This is a genomic window from Streptomyces aurantiacus (assembly GCF_001418335.1).
Classification (GTDB): domain Bacteria; phylum Actinomycetota; class Actinomycetes; order Streptomycetales; family Streptomycetaceae; genus Streptomyces; species Streptomyces aurantiacus.
Map to the genome: position 1 here is coordinate 1 of NZ_LIPP01000030.1, position 24,697 is coordinate 24,697.

The window sequence follows — 24,697 nt, forward strand, 5'->3', positions numbered from 1 at the left end:
AAGGGGCCCAAGGGGCCCAAGAGACCTCGCACCTCACTCCCGACGACGTGATGAGCCACGCCGCCCGCTTCAACAGCTTCCGTCAAGCCGTGCGCCGCGCTCCGGCGGACGAGCCCGGGCAGGCCCGCACGAGCCCTGCCGTCCCTCACCCGGAAGGCGACCCCACGTCATGACCGTCCTCCCCACCGGCACCGCCTCGGCCACCCCGGCTGCCTCGACCGTCTCGACCGCCGACGACAAGCTCAGCTGGCTCGTCGAGGGCCTGCTCGCACGCACTCCGGGTGCCCGGCACGCGCTCGTACTCTCCCGGGACGGCCTGAAGCTGTGTCGTACGCCGGAACTCTCCGTCGACCAGGCCGACCAGCTCGCCGCCATCGCCGCCGGGATCCAGTCGCTGTCCCACGGGGCGTCCACCCAGTTCGGGGACGGCACCGGGGGCGTGCGGTCGGCGATGACGGAGTTCTACGGCGGGATTCTGTTCATCGTCGAGGCTGGTGAGGGCGCGCACCTGGCCGTGGTCACGGCCGAGGAGGCGGACGCCGGGCTCGTCGGACACACCATGGGCGAACTCGTGGAACAACTCGGCCGACACCTGAGTGCGCAGCCGCGTACGCCATGAGCCGGCCGGGCAGGGACGACGCGCCCGACCGGCTCTACACCCTCACCCAGGGGCGCGCCCGGTCCACCCCCGGGACCCCTTTCGACCTGTTGACACTGGTCGTCGCCGAGTGCGATCCGGTGCCCGGCATGCAGTCGGAGCACGCGGCGATCCTGCGTCTCACCGAGCGGCCCACCGCCGTCGCGGAGGTCGCCGCCGAACTCCGGCTGCCGGCCGTCATCACGAAGATCCTGCTCTCCGACCTGCTCGCCGAGGGCCGTGTCAGCGCCCGCCATCCCCGCCGGGCCATGCTCGGCGGACGCCCCGATTCCCACATCCTGGAGCAGGTGCTCGTTGGACTGCGCAACCTCTGACGCCCGCAATACCCGTAACGCCCGTAACGCCCGTAACGCCCGTAGACCCCCGTTCTCCCGAGAGACAGCCCGGTGAACCCCGAACCCGTGCACCCCGTGCCACCCGTGCACCTCGCAGGCCCCCGGTTGCGGTCCGAACCCGCCGTGCTGTACCGGGAGTTGCGGAGCGAGTACGGAGCGGTGGCTCCGGTGCTGCTCGACCCGGACATCCCGGCGTGGCTCGTGCTCGGCTACCGGGAGCTGCACCAGGTCACCGGTGACTCCATGCTGTTCAGCCGCGACTCCGGCCTCTGGAACCAGTGGGACCGGGTCCCCCGCGACTGGCCGCTGCTGCCGATGATCGGCCGCGGGCACTCCTCCGTCCTGCACACCGCCGGCGAACGCCATCACGCGCGCGTGGCCGTGATCGGCGGCGCCCTCGAAGCCGTCGACCCCTTCGAGCTGCGCGCCCACGCCGAGCGGTTCGCCGACGAGCTGATCGACGCGGTGTGCGCCGACGGGCAGACGGATCTCGTCGCGCACTACGCGGCGCTGCTCCCCGTACGTGTCCTCGCCACCCTCTACGGATTCGCCGACGAGCAGGGGCCGGGCCTCGTCGCCGCCCTGAACGACATGGTCGACGGGCGCGAGGACGCCCTCGCCGGGCAGCTGCACGTGGCCGCCTCCATGGCACGGCTGGTCGCGGACCGGGCGGCGCGGCCCGCGGACGACGTGGTCAGCCGCATGCTCGCCTCGGGGCGTACGGCGGCCGGTCCGGCCCTGTCGCACGAGGAGATCACCCAGGACCTGATCGTCATGCTGACCGCCGGCCACCAGCCGACCGCCGGCTGGATCGGCAACTCGCTGCGGCTGATGCTGACGGACGCGCGTTTCGCGGCCTCGCTCCTCGGCGGCCGGCGCAGCGTCGCCGAGGCCATGAACGAGGTGCTCTGGGAGGACACGCCCACCCAGAACGTGGCCGGCCGGTGGGCGACCCGCGACACCTGGCTCGGCGGGCGTGCCGTGCGCGCCGGGGATCTGGTGCTGCTGGGCATCCAGGCCGCGCACCATGATCCGCAGGTGCGCACCCATGGCACGGCCCTGCCCGGCGGCAACAGCGCGCACTTCTCCTTCGGGCACGGGGAGCACCGGTGTCCGTTCCCGGCGCAGGAGGTCGCGGAGGTCGTCGCTCGTACGGGGGTCGAGGTGGTGCTGGACCGGCTGCCCGACCTGGACCTCGCGGTCCCTGCCGCGTCGCTGACGCGCCGTGCCTCGCCCTGGCTGGGCGGCCTGACGACCCTCCCGGTCCGCTTCACGGCGACCCGCCCCTTGAACCGGTGATCTCTTCTCTGCACTTGCCTTCTGCCAGCGGCAGAACACCGGCCCGACCGGGCTCGACGGTCACTACAGTCCGGGCTCATGACGACAGTTGCAACGCGCACGATCGACTACGCGGCCGACGGCCTGACGATGATCGGGCACCTCGCGCTCCCGGCCGGTGTCGACCGCCGGCCCGCGGTTCTGGTCGGGCCCGAGGGGGTGGGGCTCAGCGACGTCGAGCGCCGTCGGGCCGATGCGCTCGCCGAGCTGGGATACGTGGCGCTGGCCTTCGACCTCCACGGCGGGCGCTATCTGGGCGACCCCGAGGAGATGCTGGCCCGTTGCCTGCCGCTGCTCGCCGACCCCGCCCGGATGCGGGGCATCGGCCACGCGGCGCTCGATGTGCTCCGCGCCGAGCCGCGGACCGACCCGGACCGGATCGCCGCCGTCGGCTACGGCACCGGGGGCGCCATCGCGCTGGAACTCGGGCGCGACGGTGTCGACCTGCGCGCGATCGCGACAGTCAACGGACTGACCACGGGCCGACCAGGTGAGACGGCGCGCATTCACTGCCCGGTGTGGGCCGGGGTCGGGTCGGAAGACCCGATCATGCCGCCCGCGCAACGGGACGCGTTCACCGCCGAGATGCAGGCTGCGGGCGTCGACTGGCGCCTCGTGGTCTACGGCGGCGCCTTGCACGCCTTCCATCACCCGCCGGTCGACCACATCATGCTTCCCGGGGTCGGTTATCACCCTCAGCACGCGCAGCGAGCATGGCGCGACGTCGTCGACCTGCTCGCCGAGTGCCTGCGACACGCTCGTCCTCAAACTCCCCCAGCTACCGCTGGGAGGTGCCCCCAGACGGGCTGAAGATTTCCGCCCGGCCGCGAATCTTTCAGCCGTCCGGCGTTTGCGGACCGGGGGTTCGGGGGCGGAGCCCCCGAGTAAGTGACGGGAAGGGTAGGGGCGGCGGGGGCGAGAAAAACCCGTGACCTCCCCGCGCGTCTCACCCGACGGACGACGTTTCACCCAGGTTTCCGGGAACGGCTACGCTCCCGTTGTGGCTGATATCCAGATCCCCGCTGACCTCAAGCCCGCCGACGGACGTTTCGGCGCGGGCCCCTCCAAGGTGCGTACGGAGTCGCTCACCGCGCTCGCCGCCACCGGTACGTCGCTGATGGGCACGTCCCACCGCCAGGCCCCGGTCAAGAACCTCGTGGGGAAGGTCCGCGAAGGTGTGAGCGACCTCTTCCAGCTCCCCGAGGGGTACGAGGTCGTCCTCGGCAACGGCGGCTCCACCGCGTTCTGGGACGTGGCGACCCACGGACTGATCGACAACAGGTCGCAGCACCTCACGTTCGGCGAGTTCTCGTCGAAGTTCGCGAAGGCGGCCAAGCTGGCGCCCTGGCTGGCCGACCCGGACGTCATCGCCTCCGAGCCGGGCACGCACCCCGAGCCGGTGGCCCAGTCGGGCGTGGACGTGTACGCCCTCACCCACAACGAGACCTCCACCGGTGTCGCCGCCCCGATCAAGCGGGTCGCGGGCGCCGACGAGGGCTCCCTGGTCCTGGTGGACGCCACCTCCGGCGCGGGCGGCCTGCCGGTCGACATCGCGGAGACGGACGTCTACTACTTCGCCCCGCAGAAGTCGTTCGCCGCGGACGGCGGCCTGTGGATCGGCGTCTTCTCCCCGGCGGCGATCGAGCGCGCCGAGCGGATCCACGCGAGCGGCCGGCACGTACCGGAGTTCTTCTCGCTCCCCACGGCGATCGACAACTCCCGCAAGAACCAGACGTACAACACCCCGGCCCTGAGCACGCTGTTCCTCCTGAACGACCAGCTGGAGTGGCTCAACGGCCAGGGCGGCCTCGACTGGGCGGTCCGCCGCACGGCGACCTCCTCGCGCACGCTCTACGGCTGGGCCGAGGACGTCAAGTACGCGAACCCGTTCGTCACCGACCCGGCCAAGCGGTCCCAGGTCATCGGCACGATCGACTTCTCGGACGACGTCGACGCCGCCGCCGTGGCCAAGGTCCTGCGCGCCAACGGCATCGTCGACACCGAGCCCTACCGCAAGCTCGGCCGCAACCAGCTGCGGGTCGCGATGTTCCCGGCGGTCGACCCGGCGGACGTCGAGGCACTCACCAAGTGCGTCGACTACGTGATCGAGAAGCTCTGACTTCTTCTCGTACACCGAACTCGTACGACGAACTCGTACGCCGAACTCGTACGCCGATGGGGGCACCCGGGGAACACCGGGCGCCCCCATCGGCGTATCGGCAGTAGGGAGAGAGCCCATGCGCATCGGCGAGGTGGCTGCGGAAGCGGGCGTCAGTACCCGGGTGCTCCGCTACTACGAGGAGCAGCAACTGCTCACCTCGACCCGGACACCGGCCGGGCATCGCGAGTACGGGAGCGCCGCCGTGGAGCGGGTCCAGCTCATCCAGCTGCTCTACGAGGCGGGGCTCTCCAGCCGGGCCATCCGCGCGTTGCTGCCGTCCGTGGAGGCGGGTGAGGCGACCCCGGAGGTGCTGCAGCTCCTGGCAGCCGAACGCCGGCGCATGGAACAGCGGATCGCAGGCCTGCTCACCGCGCGCGACCGCCTGGAGGACGTGATCGAGGCCGCGGTCGACCCCCACCACGACTGTGTCCAGCGTGCCCGGACGCGGTGAGGAACCCGGCCCTCACTTGCACTTGACACTGGTGTCAAGCCATAGCGTCCGGAGTCATCGGCAGGGCGCCGACACCGTGGGGCCGGCGAGCGTCGGCGTCCGTGGGACGTGGTCCAGGAGATGACGTATGAGTGAGGCATTCGGGTTCCGCGAGTTCGGCGGGCCGCAGGTCCAGGACTTCTTCGACCGGCCGGATCCCGTGCCGAGTCCGGCCGAAGTCCTGGTACGGGTCACCGTCGCCGCCGTCAACCCCCTTGATCACAAGCTGCGTTCGGGCGTCGTGCCGCAGTTCTACGGTGACCGGCCGTTCCCGCAAGTGTTCGGGGCGGAAGCCGCCGGTGTCGTACTGGCCGTGGGAGCGGACGTCGAGGGACTCGACGTGGGCGACACCGTGTTCGGCTGCACGCTCAGCGGGGCCGGAACCTACGCGGGAACCACCGTCCTGCTCGGGACCAACACCGCGCGCAAGCCCGAGGGGCTCCGCGACGACTGGGCTGCCACCATCCCGGTGGCGGGCACGTCCGCCCTGAACGCGGTGGACCAGCTCGATCTGCCCAGCGGCGCGACGATACTGGTCAACGGTGTCGGCGGCGGCGTCGGGCTCCTGACCGCGCAGGTCGCTCGCGACCGTGATCTGCACGTCATCGGTACGGGCAGCGCCGCCAAGCGAACGCTCGCCGAAGCTGTCGGCGCGACGTTCGTCGACTACACCGAAGGCCAGGTCGTCGCCCGGGTGCGCGAGCTCGCACCGGACGGTGTCGACGGCGTGGTGGACCTCGTCGGCGGCGCTTCCCTGCGCACCGTGGCACCGCTGGTCCGCGACCCCAAGAAGGTGGTGTCCGTCGCCGACCCGGCGGTGGCCGAGCTGGGCGGCGAGATGGTGCACCGCCGCGTGGACCGGGCCGACCTGGAACGCGTGGCCGCACTCATGGTGGAAGGGCGCCTCGACCCGTACATCGTCAGGACCTACTCTCTCTCGCAGGCACCCGAAGCCCTGGCCCTGGTGGAGAGCGGCCACGCACTCGGCAAGGTCGTCATCGACCTGACCGGCGGGACCGCGTCCGAGGGCTGAGCACGGCGCCGTTCCACTCAGGGTGCACAACACGTCCGCGCGGACGGGCACTTCCGCGCGGACGATCAGCGCGCCTGGTCGAACTGCCGGAGAAACGCCTGCCAGCTCTCGCGCGAGACGGTGAGCAGGGGATCGGTGTCCGACTGCTTGCTGTCGCGGACGGCCCGGCCGCCGACAGCCGTGTCGGCGACCTCGACGCAGTTGCTCTCCGCTCCCGAGTAGGACGACTTACGAAAAGGACCTATGGCCTCGGTCACTATGCGTCTTCCTTCAAGCTCCGCAGTACGCCCCGGATGAGCTTCGCGCTCGTGTCCGGCGCCAGTGCCGACGATCGTAGTACGTCGTACATATTGGCGTAAGCGGCAAGGTCTTCCGGGTCCTCAAGGACCGATGTGCCTCTCAGATTCTCCAGGGCCACGGCTTGGACCGCGGGTTCGGTGTCGAAGCTGAAAGTGGAGAAGGCCGAGGTCACAGTGGCCAGCGCTCCCATGCTGAACGGGAGTACCTGCACGATGACGTTCTTCCGCTTCCCCACCGCAAGGAGAGCCGAGAGCTGCTGCTGGTGCACTTCGAGGCTCACCAGGGGGTGGGTGATCACCGCTTCCCAGAGGACGGCGGAGTACGTCGCTCCGCCCTCCTCGATCTTCGCCTGGCGGGCCTCCCTCACCTTGACCAGCTGGGCGACACGCTCGGGGGCCATGCAGGTGGGGCTCGTCTGGATGACCGCCTCTGTGTAGGCCCGAGTTTGCAGGAGCCCTGGCACCAGCGCCTGCTGCCATTCCTGGATATAGGTCGCGTCGTCCTCCAACGCGATGTGATCCAAGTAGTCCGGCCGCAGATGCGCGGCGTGCTCAAGCCACCAGCCCCGGTTCTTGGAGTGCTTGGCCAACTCCTCCAGTTTGGACCGCACTTCCAGGTCGTCGACACCGTACGCATCCAGCAGCAGGCGCACCTCGATGACGCGAGCGGTGACGTGCCCACTCTCAAGGCGACTGATCCTGGCCTGACTTGAGGCGATGACCTCGGCAGCCTGCGGCTGATCGAGCTTGGCCGCGTGCCGGTACTGCCTGAGCGCCGTACCCAGACGCCTGCTGCGCACCGTCGGCCGTCCACCTGTGGGCATGGGAACTCCCCTCTCCTGCGGCAACGATGCCATGCAAACCGCACACTCTGAGGTCGCATCACTCGATGGAGTGGATGGGCGAATGCATTCAGTGAAGCGCGTTGCTTACGAATCAAATGTGACCCTAGCCTCCTGAATGCGCCACGCAGAAGCGCACCTTGACGGCACGTCAGGAGGACACGGCACCCCCATGCCCGTAACCAAGCCCAAGACCGAGACCTTCCGCATCCCCAAACACAGAAGCCACGTCCCCACCGCCCGCCAGCGCGTCTGCAAGACACTCGCGGACTGGGGCGTCACCGGCGAACTCGCCGACGCGGTCACCCTGTTGGCGAACGAACTCGTCACCAACGCCGTGACGCACTGCCGGGTGCCCTACGCCCGCATCCAGATCACGCTCGCGCTCGACGCCCCGGAGTTGGTCCTGGAGGTTTCCGACCCGGACAAGGACAGGCTCCCCCGACCCCGCGACTCGCCCCCGGACGAGGAGAGCGGGCGCGGCCTCGCGCTCGTGGCGGCGTTGGCCGACTCCTGGGGGCATCGGCAAGACCCGTACTCGAAGTGCGTATGGGCCCGGTTCACGCTCGCGGACGAACCGGAGGGGGCCCGTGTTCCGGCTGGTTCATGACGCGGTCGCCCGCCTGCTCGGCCGACCGCGCTCCAACTGTCCCGAAGCGAACGACTGGGACCTCGCACGCGGGGTGAGGACGCCGGACCCCTACGTGTGGCGACTCCCCAGCCCCCACGAAGCCCGTTGGCGCCGCTGGTCCAGACGCTCCCGCGCGACCGGCCGCTACCCGCTGTTTCCGACCGGGGAAGCCTGCTGGCAGGACCCGAGCCCGCAGCCGCCATCCCCCAGCAACGCCTACGCCGATCCGGTACGCCTGTACGTGCTGTGTTCAAGCACCGAGGCCCTCCGGGAGCCGACACTCAGTCAGCGTCGATGACATTCAGTCGAGCCAGCGGGCCTTGTCCCCGATACGGACATGGCCGGGTTTTTCGACCGCCGCGTACACGCCGAAGGAGTTGCCGAGCTCGCGGGCGACCCAGCGCAACACGGCGCGGTCGTGCGGGACGGTCGGGGTCTCCTTGGTGATCATCACGCAGCGGTCGCACCCCTGGGTGAAGCGCAACCGCAGCGTGCCTACGACCATCCGGCGGCCGATCCAATCGTGCTCGGGGTACCCGGTCGCGTGGTCGCCGGGCACGTCGCCGGGCACGTCGTCGAGCACCAGGTTGGGCCGGAACCGGCTGGCGTCCATCGCACTGTCCGGCAGCGTCGAGGCGAGGCTGCGCAGCGCCGTCGTTGTCAGTACATGGAGCGCGGTGTCAGGTTGGTGCGGTGGCTGGTGCTCCACCGGCGTGACCTTGGCCTGTACAGCCGCGCTGAGCCGACTGGCAGCGTCAGGCGCATCGGAGCGGAACCGCCGGCCGTCCGGCAGGACCAGCTCGGCCACGCCCGGCCCGAGGGCGACCGCCCGCAAGCGCATGAGCGCCGGAACTGCACCGGCCCAGGTGATCTCTTCCCGCTCGTCGTGGATGGCGATGCCCCGGTCACCCTCGATTCCGAGGGCATCGACCGTGGCCGCGGTCAGTCGCTCACCACCCACCGACTTCACCGGATACCGCCACAGTTGGTCGACCCGCATCCATCGCCCCCTTCGTCCCAGCCATCGGCGACAGTAGTCGACGGCTGCCCGGGCGCCCTCGCCAACGCCGTCTTCCACGCCACCGGCCGCCGCGTCCGCGACCTGCCCATCACCGTCGAGGCACTGCTCTGAGCCAGGGGCGCCCGGCGGACTCTGCTCTGAGCCCGGGGCGCCCGGCCGCTCGCCGGGCGCCCCTCGTTTCAGGTAGCCGTGCAGCTCACCGTCGGCGTACCCCCGCCCCCGGGCGCGCCCCCGAACCCGAAGGTGGCCGAAGCGCCCGCCGCCACCGCGCCGTTGTGGTCGGCGTTCGTGGCCGTCACGGTCGTACCGCTCTGGGTGTACGAGGCGTTCCACATGCTGGTGACCTTCTGGGCGCCGGGCCAGGTCCACGTCGTCCGCCAGGACTTGAGCGCGGTCGTGCCGGAGTTGGTCACCTTCACCTCGGCGTTGAAGCCGCCGTCCCAGTCGCTGCTGACGGTGTACGCGGCGGTGCAGGCGGCCGTGCCCCCACCCGGATCACCCGGGTCACCGGGGTCGCCTCCCCCGGGTTCCGCCGGGAAGCCGGGGGCCTTGACGCTCGCGAGGTACCCGTCCTTCACCGTGTCCACGGTCGTCCAGTCGTCCTTCAGGATGCCGCCCGTGTCACCGGAGTTGGGGTTCCACGACCAGAAGGTCCAGGACATGCTGTCGGCGCCGTACGTGCTCGTGGGGCGGAGGTAGCTCACCAGCGCCGCGAGCCACTTCTGGTCGACGGTGGACTGGAGTGTCGTACCGAACTCGCCCACCCACACCGGCGCGATGTTCTGCTTGAAGATGTAGCCCCAGTACTTGTCCCAGACGCCCGGCATATTGGCGGGGAAGGACGGATCGCTGAACCAGCTCTGCTGGGCCACGCTCGTCGCGTAGTCGTGGGCCGAGTAGACGACCCGCCCGGGCACGTCGAGCTGCACCGGGTACTGCGCGACCCCCATCAGGTTGCCGCCCCACCAGCCGGACACGCCGTCGACCGTCTGCACGCCCTCCACGAAGATCAGCAGCTCGGGATTGGCGGACAGCACCGCGTTGCCTGCGCGCTGGGCGGCGAGTCGCCAGTCCTTCGTCGTGTCGCCGCAGCCCCAACAGGCCGGATCGTGCGGCTCGTTGTGCAGGTCGATGCCGATCACCGTCGGATCACCCTTGTAACGGGTCGCCAGCGCCTTGAGGTTGGTGATCCAGGTCGTCTCGGGGACCGCGGACGTGTACCAGAGCGCGGACTGGCCGCTCGCGTCCGGCCGGTGCCGGTCCAGGATGACCTTCAGGCCGTCCTGACCCGCGTACGCCACGATCCTGTCCATGATCTGGAGGGGTGAGAGTCCCTGGAGGTCGGCGTTCTTGCCGCCGGAGAAGTCGATGCTGTTGGCCACGGCACCGCTCTTGAGGATGTCGTCGCTGTACGGCAGCCGGATGGTGTTGTAACCGAGCGACCTCATCTGGTCGATCATGCTCTTGTAGTCGCGTGTCCACAGTCCGTGGACGGAGTTGTTGGCGGTCTCGAACCCGAACCAGTTGATGCCGGCGATCCGGACCGGCTGTCCTGCGGCGTCCAGGATCTGCCGTCCGCTGGTGTGCCAGTAACCGGCTCCGGGGGCGGCTGCCGCCGAAGTGGCCTCCGCGACGGCCGCCGGGTCCGCGTGGGCGGTCTGCACACCGGTCAGCGGCAACAGGAGCGCCACGGCGGCAGCACCCGCGGCAGCACCCAGCGCTCTTCGCAAGCTGCGGAACATGTCGCTGCTTCCTCTCGAAAGGCGCGGGTCCGGAACGGGTGGGAGCGCTCCCACCACGACGCGCATCCCCCATGGAAGGCAGTAAGCGTGGACACGTCAAGGGGTTGCGCAGGGGTCACGCCCGTTCCGCCGGCAGTTCCACCCGCACCGTGAGGCCGCCGGCCGGGTTGGCCTCGGTGGTCAGCGTGCCCTGGTGGGTGACGGTGACCGCGCGGACCACGGACAGTCCCAGACCGGCCCCCTTTCGGCGTCCACTGCCCCGCCGGAAGGGTTCGTACAGCGTCGGCAGGTCGGACGCGTCGACGCGTGCGCCGGTGTTGGTCACCTCGACGAAGGCGCCGCCCCCGCCGGTCGGTCCGGTGGCGATGTGGACCGACCCGTCGCGCTCGTTGTGGCGTACGGCGTTGGTCACCAGGTTTCCCACGAGCTGGCCGAGGAGAGAGGGATCGCCCCACACGGGGGCGGGACTCAGCCGGGTGTCCACGGTCACCTCGGTCTCCCGCGCCTCGTCGAGCACCTCGGCGATCGCGGTCCGGGCCTCCTCGGCCAGGTCGACGGCCGCCGGAACGAGTACGCCGCTCTCGCCCTTCGCCAGGGCCAGCAGTGCCGCGATCAGCCGCTCGCTGCGGTGGGTGGCGTTCAGCGCGCGGCGGACGTCGGGCAGCAGATCGTCCGGTATCCGTCCCTGGGCGAGAGGGATTTCGAGTGCGGCCCGCTGCACGGTGAGCGGGGTGCGCAGTTCGTGGGAGGCGTGCCCGGTGAAACGCCGTTGCTCGGCGAAGCTGCGCTCCAGGCGGTCGAGCATGGCGTCGAACGTGTCCGCCAGTTCCTTCGCCTCGTCGGCCGGCCCCACCAGGTCCAGCCGCGCGTGCAGATTGCGGTCCCCGATGTCCCGGGCGGCCGCGGTCACCAGGCCGATCCGCGACAGACCGCGCTTTGCCACCCACCAACTCGCCAGGAGGGAAAGGAATCCGATCACGACGAGGAGGAGCAGACACCGTCCCAGGAGCTCCTCAAGAACGTCCTGCTCGAACGCCGCGAAGCGGGCCGCGCTGCTCGCCCCCAAGCCGGCAGCCGGCTCGGTGGGAGCTGCCGTGATGGCCGGCTCGGACTGTGCACTGTTGACGGGCTTCGCCGCCACCGCCATGACGGTCGCGCCGTTGCGCCCGATGATCTCCCGGGCACTCGTCCAGACCAGGGCGAGGAGCGCCGCGCAGCCGACGAAGAACACGGTCGCGTTGAGCAGCGCCAGGCGGGTCCGGATGGTCAGCCGGGTTGGAGTGGTCCACCGAGTCCGGATGATCCGCCGGGCCCGGGTGGTCGGTTGACCGAGATACGGGCTCACAGTCTGTATCCGAATCCGGGCACCGTCTCGATCAGCGGCGGCGGGCCGAGCTTGCGGCGCAGCTGGTGAACCGTGACCTTGACGGTGGTGCTCTCGGGGTCGGTGTCGGTGTCCCACACCCGGTCGAGCAGGTCGGCCGAGCGCAGCGGGACGCCGTCCGCGGAGATCAGTGCCTCCAGGACTCCGAGTTCCTTCGGGGTGAGCCGCAGCAGGCGCCCGTCTCGCTCGGCGAACCGGCGGACGGTGTCGAGCCGCAGGCCGTGCCGTTCGAGAACGGTCGGTGTGCCACTGGGCCCGCGCCGGGCGAGTGCCTGCAGACGCGCGACCAGTTCGACATAGGAGAAGGGCTTGGCGAGGTAGTCGTCGGCGCCTTTGCCCAGGCCGTCGACGAGGTCGGCCAGCGTTCCGGCCGCTGTCAGCATGAGGATCCGGGCCGGATATCCCGATGTGTGCAGCATGCGGCAGACGGCGTCCCCGTGGATGACCGGCAGATCACGGTCCAGGACCAGCACGTCGTAGTCGGCCGCCGCCGCCATCTCCATCGCCCGGCCGCCGTCGACGGCGACGTCCGCGACGATGCCCGAGGAGCGCAGCCCCTCGGCGATCATCTCGGCCAGGTCCTCCTCGTCCTCGACCACCAGCACGCGCATCGCCGCTCCCGTCTCGTCCGTTCGCCGAGACTCTGCCGGGCCGGGGGTTAAGCGGCGGTTAGCCGCACGTCACCGACGGCTAACCGGCGTCCCCGTACACCTGTCCCCGTGCACCTGCCTCCGGCGGCGCCGACCGGCGCCGCCGTGAGCAGGTCCGGCAGGAGGAAGAACATGCGACGAACGCTCATGTCCTGGGCAGCGGTGACGACGCTCACGCTGGCGGCGGCCGTGTCCGTGACCGCTTGCACGTCGGGTTCCGAGGACAAGGCGCCCGACGTGGCGGGCGGCGACGAGAACAAGCAGGGCAAGGAGGACGGACAGGGCGGACAGGGCGGACGGGACGGTGCGCGGGACCAGAAGGACATCGCCGCGGCGTACACGAAGTGCATGCGGGAGCAGGGGCACGAGGTGACGGTCGACGAGTTCGGCCGCGTCAGGGCCCCCGCCATGGGCGCGGGGAGCCAGGGCCGGGGGGCCGGCGAGGATCTGCCCGAGGCCGCCGAGAAGTGCGACAAGAAGGTCCCCGGCATGGCGCAGCTCAAGGAGAAGGGCGACGCGGAGAGCCTGAAGCAGGCCCGTGGCATGGCTCAGTGCCTCCGCGAGAACGGCATCCCGAACATGCCGGACCCGGACCCGAAGAAGAGGGCGCTCTCCGTGCCGAAGGACGCGGTCGGCAAGAAGTGGACCAAGGCCATGAGCGTCTGCGGTGACAAGTTCCCCGGCGCCGCCTTCGCCGCGGAGCAGGCCCGGTGACGCTGCACAGGGAAGGACAGAAACAGGAAGGGCAGGAACAGGAAAGGGAGGAGGCGTACGCCGGGACAGGGCGCCGTCGCCGTGGCGCGTCGCGTACGCGTCGGCGGGTCGTCACCGTCGGGGTCGTCGCCGCGGTCGTCGCGGCAGCCGGCGCCGCACTGCTCGTCCGTCCCTGGCCGCGCGGCACGGAGGACGCCGCGACCGAGCGCCCGTCCCACTCGACGGCGCCCGTGCAACGCACCTCCCTGGCCTCCGGGCTGCGACTGGACGGCGAGCTCGGGCACGCGCCGGCCGACGAGATCACCGCCCAGGGGCAGGGCACCTTCACCAAACTGCCGAAGACCGGTGAGCACGTCCGGCTCGGCGGGACGCTGTACGAGATCGACGCGCGACCGGTCGTACTGTTCCGTGGCTCCCGCCCCTTCTGGCGCGTACTGGAGAAGGGCATGAGCGACGGCCCGGACGTCAAGGACCTGGAGCGCAACCTCACCGATCTCGGGTACGCGAACGCGGCAGGGCTGACCGTCGACGAGGAGTTCACCGACGCCACCGCCGCGGCCGTCGAACGGTGGCAGAAGGCACTCGGCGTACGGACGACGGGCTCGGTGGAACTGGGCCGGGTCGCGGTCCTTCCGTACGGGGACGTACAGGTCGAGGAGGTCGTCGCCAAGCCCGGTGCGACCGCCGGTGCCGGCGGCACGGTGCTGAAGGTGACGACCACGGACGTGTACGCCACCGTCAAGCCGACGGAGGATCAGCTTCCGCAACTGCCCCCGGGAGGCAAGGTGACGGTTCGGCTGGACGCCGGGGGCAGCGTCCAGGGGAAGATCACCTCCATCACGCGGGACACCGGGCAGAGCGGGGACGGCGGCGACCCCGGTGACCCCGGCGGGCCGGACGGCGAGACCAAGCCCACCGTGTCGATCCGGCTGGCGGACCAGAAGAAGGCCGCTGCCGCGCTGCGTGGCGGACGGGTCGGCGCCGCCGTCACCGTCCCGGAGAAGAAGGCGGACGACGTCCTCGTGGTCCCGGTGACCGCGCTGCTCGCCATGACGGGAGGCGGCTACGGCGTCGAGGTCGTCAAACCCGGCACGGCCGAGCCGGTACTCGTCCCCGTAGAGGTGGGCCTGATCGTCGCCAACCAGGCCGAGGTCGAGGGCCGGCTCAAGGAGGGCGACAAGGTGGTGGTCCCCGCATGAGTGAGTCCCGTACGACGGGTGAGTCCCGTACGACGAGCGAGTCCCGTACGACGAGCGAGTACGGTCGCCGTCAGCCCCCGGTCCTGCTGCTGGACAAGGTCGTCAAGGAGTACGACGGCGACCCGCCCCTGCGCATCCTGCACGACATCGACCTGACCGTGGCCCGGGGAGAACTCGTCGCGGTGGTCGGCCCGTCCGGCTCGGGCAAGAGCACTCTGCTGTCCTTGATCGGAACGCTCGACCGGCCCACGTCGGGACGCATCCAGCTGGAGGGCCACGACCTGACGGCCCTGAGCGACCGGCAGATCGCGGCACTGCGCGCCCGCAGCATCGGCTTCGTCTTCCAGCAGTTCTTCCTGCTGCCGGGCCTGACGACCCTGGAGAACGTCGCCACCGGCCTCCTCTACACCGGGGAGACCGTCGGACGCAGACACGAACGTGCGGTACGTGCCCTGCGCGAGGTGGGCCTGGCACACCGGCTCGGTCATCGGCCCGACCAGCTCTCCGGCGGCGAGAAACAGCGCGTCGCCATCGCACGGGCGCTGGTCGGCAGACCCGGGCTCCTCCTCGCCGACGAGCCGACCGGCGCGCTGGACACCGCTTCCGGGCGGGGTGTCGTCGAACTGCTGCTGCAACTGAACGCCCAGGGCACGACCGTCGTCGTCATCACCCACGACCGGGACCTGGCCGCGTCGTTCCCCCGGCGCATAGGGCTGCAGGACGGACGCGTCGAGTTCGACACGGGCAACGAGACGCCCGCACCCGAGCCCGAACCCGTGTCCGGGCCCGGGCCCGGGCACAGTGCTTGGCGTCGCCCCGCGCAGGAAGGAACGGCATGACCGGCCACCTGCCGCGGCCGGCCCGCCTGCGCCCGGCCGACCTGCTCAGAATCGGGCTGATCGGCCCCCGGACCCGCCGCCTGCGCTCGGCGCTGTCCGCCCTCGGCATCGCCCTGGGCATCGCGGCGGTCGTCGCCATCACCGGGATCTCGGCATCCAGCCAGGCCCACCTCCTCGACCGCCTCGACCGCCTCGGCAGCAACCTGATCACCGTGTCACCCGGCGAGGGCTACGACGGTACGAAGGTGCCGCTGCCCAGGGAAGCGGTCACGATGCTCGGCAACATCGCCCCCGTCGAACAGGTCAGCGCCACCGCGGACACCGGGGCGAACATCTACCGCACCGACCTCGTCCCCTCGAACCAGACCAACAGCCTGCGCGTACTGTCGGCCCGCCTCGACCTGCTCAGGACCCTGCGCGGCCAACTGGCCGCCGGACGCTGGCTGGACCGGGGCACCGAACGGCTCCCGGTCGTGGTCCTGGGCGCCGCCGCGGCCGACCGGCTGGGCGTGACCCGCCCGGGGACCAAGGTCTGGCTCGCGGGCGAGGACCTGCCCGGAGCCTGGTACGGAGTCATCGGCGTCCTGGAACCGAACGAACTCGTGCCCGAGATCGACGACTCGGTACTCGTGGGCACCCCGCAGGCGGTCCGCGCTCTGGACGGCGCCCGCACGCCGTCGACCGTCTACCTGCGCACCCATCCGGAACGGGTACGCGAGGTGCAGGAGGTCGCCGCGGCCACGGCCAACCCGGCCCAGTCGTCCACGGTCGCCGTCTCCCGCCCGTCCGACCTGCTCAAGGCACGCACCGAGACGAACACCGCCCTCACCGGCCTCGTACTCTCCCTCGCGGGCGTGGCCCTGCTGGTCGGCGGGGTCGGGATCGCGAACACCATGGTCGTCGGCGTCATGGAGCGGCGCGGGGAAGTGGGACTCCGCCGCGCGCTGGGGGCACGCCGCGGGCAGATCACCCTGCAGTTCCTGATCGAGGCGGTACTGCTCGGCCTCTTCGGCGGCCTGGCGGGCGCCGCCATGGGAGTCGTGGTGGTGTACGGGTACGCGGCCGTACAGGACTGGCCCGCCGCCGTCCCCCTGGCGTGGGTCGTGGCGGGCCCGGCGGTGGCCGTACTGGTCGGCACGGCGGCCGGCCTGTATCCCGCGCTGCGGGCGGCCCGCATGTCACCCACGGGCGCACTCCGCTCGGCGTGAGGCGCTGCCCGGCCGGTTACGCGCCGATGCCCATGCCTCCGCCGACGACGAGGTTGTCGCCGGTGATGTAACCGGCGGCGTCGGAGGCGAGGAAGGCGACGGCCTCGGCGATGTCGGCGGGGAGTCCGATGCGGCCGAGCGGGATACCCGCGCTCCAGGACTGCACGGTCTCGCGCGAGATGCCCAGGCCGCCGTAGACGGGGGTGTCGATCGCGCCGGGGCTGACGGCGTTGACCCGGATGCGGCGGGGCGCCAGTTCCCTGGCGGCGTCCCGCATCAGCGGGAGCAGGGAGCCCTTGGCGGCGGCCATGGCGGGTGCCGCCATGCCGGTGCCGGTGCCGACGGTGAAGATGACGGACGCGCCGTCGTTGAGGAGCGGGAGTGCCTTCTTCAGGGTGAAGAAGTTGCCCTTGACGTTGATGTCGAACAGCGCGTCGAAGTCCGCTTCTTCCGTGTCGGCCAGGGGCTTGGGCCGTGAGATGCCGGCGTTGAGGAAGAGCACGTCGAGGGTGCCGAGGTGTTCGCGCGCCCGGTCGACGGCGTGGTCGATGTCGGTCAGGGAGCCGGCATCGGCCCGCACCACGACGATCTCCGCGGGGAGGTCGTTCCGTGCCGCGGCGACGCTGTCGCGTCCGGTGACCATCACGCGGTATCCGCGCTTGAAGAACAGTTCGGCGGTTGCCTTGCCGATTCCGCTGGTTCCGCCGGTGATGAGGGCTGTGGGTGCGGACATGGGTTTCTCCTTGCGTACGTACCGGGGTCCGGGCACTCCGGGCACTCCGGGCACGAGTGACGGCGTGTGGCGTGCGTGTGTGCTCGTGTCTGCACGCTAGGAACCGGTCGCGACCCGCGTCCAAGGCCCATGCCGCATACCGATATCCAAAAGAGGCATAACCACAGCTCACACATCTGACGCAGACAGGTATCGATGCGCAAGGTTGATGCACGGGGTTACGGTGCACGAGTGACCGAACCGATTGCTCCCACGGACCTCGATCTCCGGCTGCTGCGGTACTTCGTCGGCCTCGCCGAGCACCGCACCTTCACCCGGGCCGCCGAAGCCCTGAAGATCACCCAGCCTTACCTCAGCCGGCAGATCCTGCGCCTGGAGAAGCAGGTGGGAGCCCGCCTGCTGGACCGCACCCCGCACGGCAGCCGGCTCACCCCGGCGGGCGAGGTCCTGCTGCCCCGCGCCAAGGCGTTGCTGCGCACCACTGCCAGGACGATCGCGCTCACCCGGGCCGCCGCCGAGCCCGTACGGATCACGGTCGGCTACTCCACCAGCGTCATCGTCACTCCCGCGGTACGAGAGCTGCGCCGCCGGCACCCGGACGCCGAGGTGGAGACCGTGCACCTGGGGTACGACGACGTGCGCCCCGCCCTGCTGGACCACCGCGCGGACGCCGTGGTCACCCGGTTGCCGCTGCGCACCGCACAACTGCACGTGACCGTCCTGTACGAGGAACCACGCGTCCTGGTGGTCTCCAGCGACCACCGGCTGGCCGGCCGGGACTCCGTCTGCCTCGCCGACTTCGCCGATGAGCCGTTGATCGGCGCGAGCGACCCGGCCCGTGACGCCTTCTGGCGCATCGACCCTCGTCCGGACGGGAGCCGCGCTCCCGACGCTCCGCCCGTGGCGGACCTGGAGGACAAGCTCGAACTCATCGCCTCGGGACGGGCCGTGGCCATCGTCCCGGCCCTGGACGGCATGAGCCGCCCCTACCTCACCGCCGTCCCGCTGCGCGATGTCGAGCCCAGTCACGTCGTACTGGCCGTGCGGGCGGAAGACCGCAGCCGGCTCGTCGCCGCTTTCCGTACGCTCGCCCAGTCCTTCCTCACCGGCCCCGTCCCGGAGAGCACGTCGGTCGCCTCATGAGGCGATGAGGCGATGAGACGGTGGGGCGGTGGGGCGGGTGACGCGCGGGAAACGCGTCACCGGCTACGGGTCTGGTCTCCGCGCCGGAACAGTCGCTTGAGGCCGTAGACGACGGCGAGGGCGACGGCCAGGGCGACGGCGCCCATCTTGTAGTCATTGCCCGATCCGTCGTCGCCGTCGTCCCCGCCGGCCGAACTGCCGCCGCCCGAGGCCGGTTTGCCGTCCGCGCCCAGCACCTTCCCCGGTTCCACGGAACTGCCGGCCCCCTCGCTCCCGTACAGCAGGGTGGATCCGTCGGGGGTGTAGGTCACCGACTCGCCCTGCCCCTGGAGCGGCACGTTCAGCCGCCCCTGCCGCTTCGGCCTGCCGTTGTTCCACGCGTACGCGATGCCGCCGAAGTAGCCGCGTACGGCGAGCTGTTTGCCGTCGGGCGAGAAGGCGCCGTCGGTGACCCACAGGTCGATGTCGCCGGTGCGCTTGAAGGTGTTGGTGCCGGAGGAGGAGAGCTTGGCGGGCCCTTCGTACAGGCCGCCGCCCTCCTCGTTCTTCGAGACGATGTAGACGCGGCCGGTCTTCGGGTGCACCATCAGCGCCTCGGCGTCCCGGGCCCCGTCCGCGTACTTCACGTCGTACTGCGTGGCGCGGACGGTCTGGTCCTTGAGCTGCTTCGGCTCGGGCAGTTCGTAGATCCACACGTGGTCCCACGTGCCGCCGAGGTTGTCGCCGATGTCGCCGACGTAGAGGTGGCCGTTCGGTCCGACGGAGATGGCTTCGACATCCCGGGGCCGCCCGACGCCCGTCATGGTGACGGTGGCGACGGTCTTGCCACTCGCACTGTCGACGGCGTAGAGGAAGGCGCCGTCGTCGCTGTCGTTGTGGGTCCAGTAGATGCCGGGGTGGGCACGGGAGGCGGCCAGGCCGCTGGACTCGGTGATCCGGGGGTCCTGGAGGGTGAACCCGTCCGCTCCCTTGGACCCGTTGGACCCGTCGCCGTCGGCGCCATGGGCGGCCACGGCGGGAACGGCGAGAGCGGCGGGCGCGGCGAGCACCCCGGTGAGGAGGGCCCCGGCAAGGAGGACGAACGAGCGACGCATGCCCCAAGACTGCCACCCCGGCCGCCGGTTCGGCGGGCGTGTCCGGCTTCACACTCCGTCGCCACCGGTGATCGTCCATCATGAGCGGATGCTCAGGTTCATGCCCGTAGGCGATTCCATGACCATCGGAAGCGCCGGCGAACACACGTGGCGCTACCGGATGTGGCAGCATCTGCGCGCGACGTACGGGGGCCCGTTCCGGATCGTCGGCCCCCGGGAGACGCTCTACGACAAGGCCACGGCCACCGCGGACTCGTACGAGTACGCCGACCCGGACTTCCCCCGCGCCCACCTGGCCGGCTGGGGCGAGGGCTGGCAGCACCTGGGCCCGCTGATAGCCGACGCGGTACGGGCATCCCGCGCCGACGTACTCCTCGTCTCCCTCGGCCTGATAGACCTCGGCTTCTACACGAACGCGTCCCAGACCGCCGAGAACGTCCGCGCCTTCATCGCGCAGGCCCGCTCGGCGAACCCGGGCGTCTCGATGGCCGTCCTCCCGGTGATCCCGAACATCCGGGCCGAGTCCGACGCGCCCTTCGCCCAGGAGGTCGCCCTCTTCAACGAACTCCTCGCGAAAACGGTGGCGGACCTGGACGAGCCGACGTCCCCGCTGCTCCTGACCTCGCCCCCGGACGCGTACGACATCCACCACGACACGTACGACGGCACCCACCCCAACGCCTCGGGCGAACACAAACTGGCGGCGGCGTTCGCGGAGGCGATGCATCAGGCGTGGGGGGTGGGCGGACGGTACGACCGCGTACCGTCCACGGCCGGGACCGCCGGAACCGTCTGACCGCATTCCGGCGTTGACGGACACGGTCCTCGGCCTGATGCTCAAGACCGACGAATTCCCCCGCGACTGACGCCGCGCCCGTCGAGAAACGGGCGCTCAAGCCTGAGGCACCTGAGGCATGAGCCCTGTGAGGTCGAGGACGGTTTTCCCGCGGCGCGGGCCCGTCGCCGCGGCCGTGTGCGCCTCGGCTGCCCGGTCGGCCGGGAAGACCGCCTGGACCGGTACGCGGAACATCCCCTTGGTGGCGAGGTCCGCGGCGTGTGCGAGTCCGTGGTTTCCGTCCGGCTGGCCGCCGTACCGGCCGAGCGAGACGCGCACTCCGTGGCTGGGACCCGTGAAGTCCGCGAGCGTGACCACCGACTCCGCGGTGCCGGTGAGGTCGACGAGTTCGGGGAGCGAGCCTGCCCCGGCGACGTCGAGCGCACGGTCGATCCGTGGGATGCCCAGGGCGCGGACCCGCCCGGCCAGACCGGCCCCGTAGGCGACCGGGACAGCGCCGAGTCCGGCGAGGAAGTCGTGGCTCTCGGGTCGACCGGTCCCCACCACCCGGGCCCCGCGCGTCACAGCCAACTGCACGGCGATGCTCCCCACACCACCGGCCGCACCATCGATCAGCAGAGTCGTGCCACCGTCCTCACCCTTGCTTTTGGCGTTGGCCACGCCGAGGAGGTCCAGGGCGCGGGTCGCCGTCTCGACACCCGTCGCCGCGGCGCCCGCCTCCTCGAAGGACAGGGCGGCCGGCTTCGCCGCCCAGAACGCCAGCACGGCGAACTGCGCGCTCGCCCCGCCCAGCCGGGTGATGTCGACCGCGCCGAACACCTCGTCACCGACCGCGAAGCCCTCGACGCCCGCACCGACCTCGTCGATCACCCCGGCCGCGTCCACACCGGGGATGTGCGGCAGGGCCAGGCCGTCGCGCGAAGGCGAGTCACCGGACCGCAGTGCGAGGTCGACCGGTGAGACCGCGGCGGTACGGACCGCGATCCGTACCTCGCCGGGTCCCGCGTGCGGCTCGGCCGCGGATGCGATGTGGAGCACCTGCGGGGGACCGAACCGGTCGAACAGTACTGCGCGCATGATCACCTCTCCGGCCCGGTCCTTCCGGGCGCCGCCTCACGGTAGACATGGATGCGGAACACGTGGTCCGGATCGATACGAAGTGAGAGGCACCGCAATCACAGTGACTCGGAAAACACGGGTGGACGCGGAGCACAACCGCCGGCGCATCGTCGCGGTCGCCCGCGCGGCCTTCGCCGACGAGGGGCTCGACCTGCCGATGCGGGAGATCGCCCGCCGCGTCGGCCTGGGCGTCGCCACGGTCCACCGGCACTTCCCCGCCCGCGCCGACCTGGTCACCGCGGCGCTTGCCGAGCACGTCGCGGCATGCCGCGCGGACATGCGTACGGCCCTTGACGACCCCGACCCCTGGCGCGCGCTCAGCGGCACCGTCCACCGCTTCGCGCAGCACCGCTTGCAGGACCGCGGGCTGAACGAGGCCCTGTTCGGCTCCCACCCGGCCGCGGCCGCTTTCGCCGCCGACCGCCGCGCGCAGACGCGTGCGCTGCGCGAGCTCGTCGACCGCGCCCGCACGGCCGGCGTCGTCCGCCCCGACATCAGCGTGGACGACGTACGCGTCTGCCTGGCCGCCATCGCCTCCTTCCGCCTCACGAATCCGGCCACCGGCCTCCACCGCCTGGTCACCCTTCTCCTGACCGGCCTGACAGCGGCCCAGGAACTCCCGGCGGCCGGCACACACACCGCGCCCGCACCTCCGTACCCCGCGTCGGCGCACAGCACCTGACCGCCCCCGCCGCCGTCCCCGCTGCACTGAGTTCGGCCTCGGACACGGCCTCGGACACGGGTCCGGGTCCGGGTCCGGGTCCGGGTCCGAAGGCTCTCGACGCGCTACCTACTGGCTACATACTCCTGTTACGCGGGTCCACCCCTGCCTGGAGAGCGGCTGGAGGGTCGCCTCGAATGCCGCGGCCGTGCGGCAGCGGAGGCAGTGGGCCTCGTCGCCTCGGGGACGGAAGACATGCTCGGCCCCCGGCCCCGGGCAGGTCACCAGGCCCCGCCGGACCGGGCTCGCGGTCTGCTCGGGCGGTGGCGGCGGAGCGGCCTGGCGCCTCGCCGCCGGGAGCTTCTGGACCAGGCGGTGACGCAGGAACCCGACCGCCGAGCGGACCCCGTCCGGCGGCAGGCCGGTCGACAGGGCGCGACGGAGGTCGGCCGCCGAGACACCTCTGCGCAGCCACTCCGCTGCCGCTCCAGCCAGCAGCCGGGCTTCGCGCACGCCCAGGAGCAGCTCCCGGTTGGCATGACGGAGTGAGAGCAACACGCTTTCGGCTTCGCTGAGTTCGGACTCGGATGCGGCCTCGGACACGGACTCGGATACGGATACGGACCCAGGTTCGCGGTCCTCGCCAGCCGCTGTCTCTGCCGCTTCCGCTGCTTCGGCCTCTTCGGCATCTGCGGTCCGGTCTTCGGGTGGTGGGTGGGGAAAGTTCTCCTCCCCCAGCTCTTCTGTCTGGGGAGAGTCACCGACCGACCGCTTCCCCGGCCCACCGACCGTCGGTGGGCGCTCACTCGGTGCGGCGGCGTCCGCCCCGCCCTCGCGGGCCCAGGTCGCCTCTTCACGCGTGAGGGTGACGTTGGCGAGGAGCTGTTCCGTGACCCAGCGCCCCCGCGCACCCTGCTCACGCCACTCGTGGAAGTAACCGCAGTCGACGAGGAGTTGCTTGGCCTTCTGGTAGGCCCGGGGCCTCATCCCCAGCCTGGCCGCGTGCTCGCTGAGCGGCTTGGGGACGGTGGCCTCCGGCAGTCCCTGTACGTACAGCAGCAGAACCTTCGCGTCGCTGTTGAGCCGCGAGTGCCGTACGACGTCGTGCGAGGCTTTCGTGTAGCGCCGAACCGGCGCGATAACATGCCGAAGCATTTCTGGTGGAGGTCCATCCACTAGTGGTGAAGGTCCTCGGTGGGTGTTGGTAGCACCGCCGGGGACCGCTCCGCACACGGACGCGTACAGAGTGTGATGTCGCGGTCACCGTACAACACCGATCAAGCGACTCACCACTTCATGCAGCAACCCCGCCTCCACGAACGGCACTTCGGCCGTCGGCTCCGACCGCCACGCCAACGGCCAGGTCAGCCCGCCCAACGCGGGCACACCCACGTACGCCCATCCCCGTGCGCCCCGGCCCAACGCCCGCACCCCGGCGGGCCAGCGGAAGCCGGTGGCACTTTGCGGGGGCACCAGGAAGTACATGTACTGGCAGCTCGTCGCTTCACGGATGATCGGCCCCGCCTGGAAATCCGTGAACTGCATCAGCTCGTACGCGACTTGTTCCGCGAGTACGCCCATGATGCGTACGGCGTCGAAGTGGATGCCGGCGTGCCGAAGGCCGTGGCCGGACGCCGGGATCCAGGAGTGCACCCTGCCAGGTGCGGTTTCCGAGTTCATGAACCAGATGCTCATGGACGCTCACATACTGTGACCAGGGTTACGCAAGGTCCGTGCACCTCTGTGCACTTGGGGAGGTCGTGGTGCATTCCGGTGAACGCGGTTCGGAGTCCTTCGGTGCGCTGTTGCGGTTCCACCGCGAACGGGCCGGGATGACACAGGAAGGGCTCGGCGGACACGTCGGGTATTCCAAGTCGCAGGTGGCAATGGTGGAGCGTGGCGAACGTGCGCCCAAGGGCAGGCTGGTCGAGACCGCGGACCAGGTGCTGGGCACACAAGGTGCACTACTGGTGCTGGCGGAGAAGGAGTTCGGAGGCAGCGGGCTGCGGCCGTGGACCGAGGACTACTTGGCGGAGGAGAGAAAGGCCTCCGCGCTGCACGTGTACCAGAACCATTTGATCCCGGGTTCACTCCAGACCGAGGCGTACGCACGGGCGGTCTACACCTGCAACCGTTATCCGACCCTGGACGACGACGAGATCGAGAAGCGGGTCGCATCCCGGGTGGCGCGACAGCAGCTCTTCGAGCGCAAGCCCCCTCCGAGTGTCAGCTTCGTACTCGAACAGTGCACGCTCACCCGACCGTTGGGCGGACCGGCGACGCTCAGGGAGCAACTGCACCACGTCCTCGCCATCGGCCGACTCCGCCATGTCGAGGTGCAGATCATGCCGCACGACCGGCATACACACGCCGGACTGAACGGGCCCATGATCCTGCTGGAGACAACCGAACGCATCCAACTCGCCTATCTCGAAGGGCATCGCGGCGGCTACTTCGTAAGCGAACAGCCAGACCTGGGGGACCTCTTCGGCAAATATGGCATTCTGCGGGCGCAGGCCCTCACTCCCGAGGAGTCCGCGAAGGTGATCGAAGAAGTGGCGCGGGAGCTATGAGCATGGAGCACGACTGGTTCAAGAGCAGTTACAG

27 protein-coding genes are annotated in these 24,697 nt (G+C 70.6%); 16 read left to right on the plus strand and 11 right to left on the minus strand.

Annotated elements, in window-relative coordinates; all coding sequences use genetic code 11:
• The first annotated feature begins 169 nt into the window (after positions 1–169).
• From AOK01_RS04305 to AOK01_RS04335, 7 genes are all read left to right on the plus strand, one after another.
• The gene (locus AOK01_RS04305; protein WP_055508552.1) at positions 170–619 is read left to right on the plus strand and encodes a roadblock/LC7 domain-containing protein; all 450 of its coding nucleotides are present in this window, start codon (positions 170–172) and stop codon (positions 617–619) included.
• Positions 616–972, plus strand: coding sequence for a DUF742 domain-containing protein (locus AOK01_RS04310; protein WP_055508554.1), 357 nt, complete (start codon positions 616–618; stop codon positions 970–972). The genes AOK01_RS04305 and AOK01_RS04310 overlap by 4 nt, the downstream gene beginning before the upstream one ends.
• Before the next feature lie 72 nt (positions 973–1,044).
• The gene (locus AOK01_RS04315; RefSeq protein WP_107099723.1) at positions 1,045–2,292 is read left to right on the plus strand and encodes a cytochrome P450; all 1,248 of its coding nucleotides are present in this window, start codon (positions 1,045–1,047) and stop codon (positions 2,290–2,292) included.
• 78 nt (positions 2,293–2,370) lie between these two features.
• On the plus strand, positions 2,371–3,141 hold the full coding sequence (locus AOK01_RS04320; protein ID WP_055508556.1) for a dienelactone hydrolase family protein: 771 nt from the start codon (positions 2,371–2,373) through the stop codon (positions 3,139–3,141).
• A 190-nt stretch (positions 3,142–3,331) separates the two neighbouring features.
• Positions 3,332–4,450 (plus strand): phosphoserine transaminase, encoded by a 1,119-nt coding sequence (gene serC, locus AOK01_RS04325; RefSeq protein WP_055508558.1) that lies wholly within the window; start codon positions 3,332–3,334, stop codon positions 4,448–4,450.
• A 118-nt stretch (positions 4,451–4,568) separates the two neighbouring features.
• Positions 4,569–4,943, plus strand: a complete 375-nt coding sequence (locus AOK01_RS04330; protein ID WP_055508560.1) for a MerR family transcriptional regulator — start codon at positions 4,569–4,571, stop codon at positions 4,941–4,943.
• Between the two features lie 127 nt (positions 4,944–5,070).
• Positions 5,071–6,015 carry an NADP-dependent oxidoreductase gene (locus AOK01_RS04335; protein WP_055508562.1) on the plus strand — a complete coding sequence of 315 codons (945 nt, stop codon included), beginning with the start codon at positions 5,071–5,073 and terminating at the stop codon, positions 6,013–6,015.
• A 65-nt stretch (positions 6,016–6,080) separates the two neighbouring features.
• Here AOK01_RS04335 and AOK01_RS04340 read toward each other — a convergent pair whose 3' ends face one another.
• The gene (locus AOK01_RS04340) at positions 6,081–6,272 is read right to left on the minus strand and encodes a DUF397 domain-containing protein (RefSeq protein ID WP_055508565.1); all 192 of its coding nucleotides are present in this window, start codon (positions 6,270–6,272) and stop codon (positions 6,081–6,083) included.
• Complete coding sequence (locus AOK01_RS04345) at positions 6,272–7,138, minus strand: helix-turn-helix domain-containing protein (protein WP_055508566.1); 867 nt, start codon at positions 7,136–7,138, stop codon at positions 6,272–6,274. Before AOK01_RS04345 ends, AOK01_RS04340 begins: the two co-directional genes overlap by 1 nt.
• A gap of 190 nt (positions 7,139–7,328) precedes the next feature.
• On the opposite strand from AOK01_RS04345, the gene AOK01_RS04350 reads away from it, so the two are divergent.
• Positions 7,329–7,766 (plus strand): ATP-binding protein, encoded by a 438-nt coding sequence (locus AOK01_RS04350; protein ID WP_055508568.1) that lies wholly within the window; start codon positions 7,329–7,331, stop codon positions 7,764–7,766.
• Positions 7,767–8,088: 322 nt separating this feature from the next.
• On the opposite strand, the gene AOK01_RS04355 is transcribed toward AOK01_RS04350, so the two are convergent.
• The 4 genes from AOK01_RS04355 to AOK01_RS04370 form a co-directional block, all read right to left on the minus strand.
• Positions 8,089–8,787, minus strand: a complete 699-nt coding sequence (locus AOK01_RS04355; protein ID WP_055508570.1) for an MOSC domain-containing protein — start codon at positions 8,785–8,787, stop codon at positions 8,089–8,091.
• A 200-nt stretch (positions 8,788–8,987) separates the two neighbouring features.
• Complete coding sequence (locus tag AOK01_RS04360; protein WP_055508574.1) at positions 8,988–10,550, minus strand: cellulase family glycosylhydrolase; 1,563 nt, start codon at positions 10,548–10,550, stop codon at positions 8,988–8,990.
• A gap of 115 nt (positions 10,551–10,665) precedes the next feature.
• A complete protein-coding gene (locus AOK01_RS04365; protein WP_055508576.1) occupies positions 10,666–11,895 on the minus strand; it encodes a sensor histidine kinase in 1,230 nt (409 codons plus the stop codon).
• Positions 11,892–12,545: a response regulator transcription factor gene (locus tag AOK01_RS04370; RefSeq protein ID WP_055508578.1), complete on the minus strand. Its 654-nt coding sequence runs from the start codon at positions 12,543–12,545 to the stop codon at positions 11,892–11,894. Before AOK01_RS04370 ends, AOK01_RS04365 begins: the two co-directional genes overlap by 4 nt.
• Positions 12,546–12,716: 171 nt before the next feature.
• Here AOK01_RS04370 and AOK01_RS04375 point away from each other — a divergent pair, with 171 nt between their 5' ends.
• From AOK01_RS04375 to AOK01_RS04390, 4 genes are read left to right on the plus strand one after another with little or no spacing between them, the layout of a single operon-like run.
• Positions 12,717–13,298 (plus strand): hypothetical protein, encoded by a 582-nt coding sequence (locus AOK01_RS04375; protein WP_157871179.1) that lies wholly within the window; start codon positions 12,717–12,719, stop codon positions 13,296–13,298.
• The gene (locus AOK01_RS04380) at positions 13,295–14,497 is read left to right on the plus strand and encodes a peptidoglycan-binding protein (RefSeq protein WP_055508583.1); all 1,203 of its coding nucleotides are present in this window, start codon (positions 13,295–13,297) and stop codon (positions 14,495–14,497) included. The genes AOK01_RS04375 and AOK01_RS04380 overlap by 4 nt, the downstream gene beginning before the upstream one ends.
• Positions 14,494–15,336 (plus strand): ABC transporter ATP-binding protein, encoded by an 843-nt coding sequence (locus AOK01_RS04385; RefSeq protein WP_063792715.1) that lies wholly within the window; start codon positions 14,494–14,496, stop codon positions 15,334–15,336. The genes AOK01_RS04380 and AOK01_RS04385 overlap by 4 nt, the downstream gene beginning before the upstream one ends.
• Positions 15,333–16,544, plus strand: coding sequence for an ABC transporter permease (locus tag AOK01_RS04390; RefSeq protein WP_055508584.1), 1,212 nt, complete (start codon positions 15,333–15,335; stop codon positions 16,542–16,544). The genes AOK01_RS04385 and AOK01_RS04390 overlap by 4 nt, the downstream gene beginning before the upstream one ends.
• 16 nt (positions 16,545–16,560) lie before the next feature.
• On the opposite strand, the gene AOK01_RS04395 is transcribed toward AOK01_RS04390, so the two are convergent.
• Positions 16,561–17,277, minus strand: coding sequence for an SDR family oxidoreductase (locus AOK01_RS04395; RefSeq protein WP_055508586.1), 717 nt, complete (start codon positions 17,275–17,277; stop codon positions 16,561–16,563).
• A gap of 231 nt (positions 17,278–17,508) precedes the next feature.
• Here AOK01_RS04395 and AOK01_RS04400 point away from each other — a divergent pair, with 231 nt between their 5' ends.
• Positions 17,509–18,420, plus strand: a complete 912-nt coding sequence (locus tag AOK01_RS04400; RefSeq protein WP_245702082.1) for a LysR family transcriptional regulator — start codon at positions 17,509–17,511, stop codon at positions 18,418–18,420.
• Between the two features lie 56 nt (positions 18,421–18,476).
• Here the strand turns inward: AOK01_RS04400 and AOK01_RS04405 are convergent, their stop codons facing one another.
• A complete protein-coding gene (locus AOK01_RS04405; RefSeq protein ID WP_055508590.1) occupies positions 18,477–19,514 on the minus strand; it encodes a hypothetical protein in 1,038 nt (345 codons plus the stop codon).
• Between the two features lie 88 nt (positions 19,515–19,602).
• Here AOK01_RS04405 and AOK01_RS04410 point away from each other — a divergent pair, with 88 nt between their 5' ends.
• Positions 19,603–20,310: an SGNH/GDSL hydrolase family protein gene (locus AOK01_RS04410; RefSeq protein WP_055508593.1), complete on the plus strand. Its 708-nt coding sequence runs from the start codon at positions 19,603–19,605 to the stop codon at positions 20,308–20,310.
• 96 nt (positions 20,311–20,406) lie between these two features.
• On the opposite strand, the gene AOK01_RS04415 is transcribed toward AOK01_RS04410, so the two are convergent.
• Positions 20,407–21,387: an NADP-dependent oxidoreductase gene (locus AOK01_RS04415; protein WP_055508600.1), complete on the minus strand. Its 981-nt coding sequence runs from the start codon at positions 21,385–21,387 to the stop codon at positions 20,407–20,409.
• 121 nt (positions 21,388–21,508) lie between these two features.
• On the opposite strand from AOK01_RS04415, the gene AOK01_RS04420 reads away from it, so the two are divergent.
• Positions 21,509–22,111 (plus strand): TetR/AcrR family transcriptional regulator, encoded by a 603-nt coding sequence (locus AOK01_RS04420; protein WP_055508595.1) that lies wholly within the window; start codon positions 21,509–21,511, stop codon positions 22,109–22,111.
• A 108-nt stretch (positions 22,112–22,219) separates the two neighbouring features.
• Here AOK01_RS04420 and AOK01_RS04425 read toward each other — a convergent pair whose 3' ends face one another.
• Both AOK01_RS04425 and AOK01_RS04430 read right to left on the minus strand, forming a co-directional pair.
• Positions 22,220–23,245: a hypothetical protein gene (locus AOK01_RS04425; RefSeq protein ID WP_055508596.1), complete on the minus strand. Its 1,026-nt coding sequence runs from the start codon at positions 23,243–23,245 to the stop codon at positions 22,220–22,222.
• A gap of 105 nt (positions 23,246–23,350) precedes the next feature.
• Positions 23,351–23,770, minus strand: coding sequence for a hypothetical protein (locus tag AOK01_RS04430; protein WP_063792717.1), 420 nt, complete (start codon positions 23,768–23,770; stop codon positions 23,351–23,353).
• A gap of 83 nt (positions 23,771–23,853) precedes the next feature.
• On the opposite strand from AOK01_RS04430, the gene AOK01_RS04435 reads away from it, so the two are divergent.
• Positions 23,854–24,663 (plus strand): helix-turn-helix domain-containing protein, encoded by an 810-nt coding sequence (locus AOK01_RS04435; protein ID WP_055508603.1) that lies wholly within the window; start codon positions 23,854–23,856, stop codon positions 24,661–24,663.
• Positions 24,664–24,697: the final 34 nt, after the last annotated feature.